The following is a 2,911-nucleotide window of genomic DNA, read 5'->3' as shown; positions in this document are numbered from 1 at the left end:
CAGATGTGGAAGCCCGGTAACGGGTGGAGCTGACTGGTACTAATAGGCCGAGGGCTTGTCCTCAGTTGCTCGCGTCCACTGTGTTAGTTCTGAAGTAACGAACTGTGCCATATCCGGTTTGGTTAACTTCATAGTGTTTCGGTGGTCATAGCGTTAGGGAAACGCCCGGTTTACATTCCGAACCCGGAAGCTAAGCCTTTCAGCGCCGATGGTACTGCAGGGGGGACCCTGTGGGAGAGTAGGACGCCGCCGAACAATCATTGTGGGAAAGCCCCGCACCAGCCCTTCAGGGTTCGGTGCGGGGCTTTTCTGCGTTTAAGGGGCTGCCGGAAATACCTGCCGCGTTGTCCTACCAGTCGGCGGGGTAGCTCTTGAGGCGAGGACGTTCGTGGTGTCGTCGGTGTCCTACTCCGCGATGACCATGAGGTCGGCGACCTTGGTCAGGCGGGTCGGGGGATCGCCCATGGTGATGCCATTGAGGGGCATGACCTCAGGTTGTGCCGACCGGCGTCGTCAGTTCGGGTGTTAGAGGCGGCCGGTGGCCTTGAGGGTGAGGTAGGTGTCGGCCAGGGCCGGGGCGAGGGCTTCCGGGTCGGCGTCAACGACGTGGACTCCGTGGCGGGTGAGTTGGTCGGCCGTGCGGCGGCGTCGGGACTGGGACTGGGTGCCGGCGGCGGCTTCGTAGACGGCGTCGACGGTGCCGCGGGCGCGGGTCATGCCCGTCACGTGCGGGTCGGCCACCGAGGCCAGGACGACCGTGTGGCGCTGCGTCAGGCTGGGGAGGAGGGGGAGCAGGCCCTCTTCGATCGGGGCGGCGTCCAGGCTGGTCAGGAGGACGACCAGGGAGCGGCGCGGGGCGCTGCGCAGGATGGTGGAGACCAGTGAGCGGGAGTCGGTTTCGACGAGTTCCGCTTCGAGGGACGCCATGGCGTTGACGAAGGCGGGCAGGGTGTCGGCGGCGGATCGGCCCTGGACCTGGGCGCGGACGCGACGGTCGTGGGCCAGCAGGTCCACGCGGTCACCGGCGCGGGTGGCCAGGGCGGTGAGGAGCAGGGCCGCGTCCATCGCCGCGTCCAGGCGGGGGGCGTCGCCGACGCGGCCCGCGGCGGTGCGACCGGTGTCGAGGCAGATCAGGATGTGCCGGTCGCGTTCGGGGCGCCAGGTGCGTACGGCGACCTTGTTCTGGCGGGCGGTGGCCCGCCAGTCGATGGAGCGGGTGTCGTCGCCGGGGACGTAGTCGCGGAGGCTGTCGAACTCGGTGCCTTCGCCGCGCGTCAGGACGCTCGTACGGCCGTCCAGTTCGCGTAGGCGGGCGAGCCGGGACGGGAGGTGTTTGCGGCTCGCGAAGGGCGGTAGGACGCGGACCGTCCAGGGGACGGTGTGGGTGCCCTGGCGGGACATCAGGCCGAGCGGACCGTACGAGCGGATGGTGACGCGGTCGGCTCGGCGGTCGCCGCGGCGGGTGGGCAGCAGGTGGGTGGTCACGCGGCGGCGTTCGCCGGCGGGGACGGTCACCTCGTGCCGGGAGGCGGGGCCTTCGGTGCCGGGCTGCCAGCTGCTGGGCGGCCAGGCGTCGCGCAGGCGGGCGCGGAGCGTGCGGCGGCCCGGATTGGTGAGGGTGAGGTGGACGTCGGCGCTCTCGCCGAGGCGGACGGAGGTGTCGCCGGAGCGGGTCAGGCGCAGGCTGCGGACGGGCGCCGCGAGGGCGCAGTCGACGGCGCAGGCCAGGGCGATGCCGCCGTTGACGGCGAGGAGGCCCGTCCAGCTCGGTTCGAGGATGCCGACGGGGAGGGTGCCGAGGGCCGCCAGGAGGGCGGCGCGGCCGGTGAGGGCCATCAGCGCGGGACGGGGACGTGGGAGAGGATCGCGGTGATGACGGCGTCGGCCCTGACGCCCTCCATCTCGGCCTCCGGGCGCAGTTGGACGCGGTGGCGCAGGGTCGGCAGGGCGAGCGCCTTCACGTCGTCGGGGGTGACGTAGTCGCGGCCGACGAGCCAGGCCCAGGCGCGGGCGGTGGCCAGCAGGGCGGTCGCGCCGCGCGGGGAGACGCCGAGGGTCAGGGACGGCGATTCGCGGGTGGCGCGGCAGATGTCGACGACGTAGCCGGTGATCTCGGGGCTGACGGTGACGCGGGTGACGGCTTCGCGGGCGGCTTCGAGTTCCCTCAGGCCGGCGACGGGGCGGAGGCCGGCGGCGGCGAGGTCGCGCGGGTCGAAGCCGGCGGCGTGCCGGGTGAGGACGCCGATCTCGTCCTCGCGGGAGGGCAGCGGGACGGTCAGTTTGAGGAGGAAGCGGTCGAGTTGGGCTTCGGGGAGGGGGTAGGTGCCCTCGTACTCGACGGGGTTCATGGTGGCGGCGACGAGGAAGGGCTCGGGGAGCTTGCGGGGGGTGCCGTCGACCGTGACCTGGCGTTCCTCCATCGCTTCGAGGAGCGAGGACTGGGTCTTGGGGGGCGTGCGGTTGATCTCGTCGGCGAGCAGGAGGTTGGTGAAGACCGGGCCGTCCTGGAAGGAGAACTCGGCGGTGCGGGCGTCGTAGACGAGGGAGCCGGTGACGTCGCTCGGCATCAGGTCCGGGGTGAACTGGACGCGCTTGGTGTCGAGTGCGAGGGAGGCGGCGAGGGCGCGCACGAGGAGGGTCTTCGCGACGCCGGGGACGCCTTCGAGGAGGACGTGGCCGCGGCACAGGAGTGCGACGACGAGACCGGTGACGGCGGAGTCCTGGCCGACCACGGCCTTGGCGATCTCGGTGCGGAGCGCTTCCAGCGAGGTGCGGGCGCTGTCCGTGGTGGCCGTCATGAAGTGCGGACCTCTCTTTCGAGGGCGTCGAGGTGGTCGGCGAGCGCGACGAGTGCCGCGTCGTCGGCGGGGGTGGTGCCGAAGAGGAGGGTGGTCACGTCGCGGGTGCCGTC

General features: G+C 71.5%; 2 protein-coding genes and 1 rRNA gene. 1 reads left to right on the top strand and 2 read right to left on the bottom strand.

Annotated features, from left to right (window positions below):
• The first annotated feature begins 137 nt into the window (after positions 1-137).
• Positions 138-255: ribosomal RNA gene (gene rrf / locus ACZ4XJ_RS10905) — 5S ribosomal RNA — on the top strand.
• A 270-nt stretch (positions 256-525) separates the two neighbouring features.
• On the opposite strand, the gene ACZ4XJ_RS10900 is transcribed toward rrf, so the two are convergent.
• Together ACZ4XJ_RS10900 and ACZ4XJ_RS10895 are read right to left on the bottom strand one after the other, a co-directional pair.
• Positions 526-1,836, bottom strand: coding sequence for a DUF58 domain-containing protein (locus ACZ4XJ_RS10900; RefSeq protein ID WP_468495916.1), 1,311 nt, complete (start codon positions 1,834-1,836; stop codon positions 526-528).
• The gene (locus ACZ4XJ_RS10895; RefSeq protein ID WP_468495915.1) at positions 1,836-2,798 is read right to left on the bottom strand and encodes an AAA family ATPase; all 963 of its coding nucleotides are present in this window, start codon (positions 2,796-2,798) and stop codon (positions 1,836-1,838) included. Before ACZ4XJ_RS10895 ends, ACZ4XJ_RS10900 begins: the two co-directional genes overlap by 1 nt.
• Positions 2,799-2,911: the final 113 nt, after the last annotated feature.

It is taken from the genome of Streptomyces sp. NPDC029836 (assembly GCF_055574495.1).
This window is presented reverse-complemented; position numbering and strand designations above follow the sequence as displayed.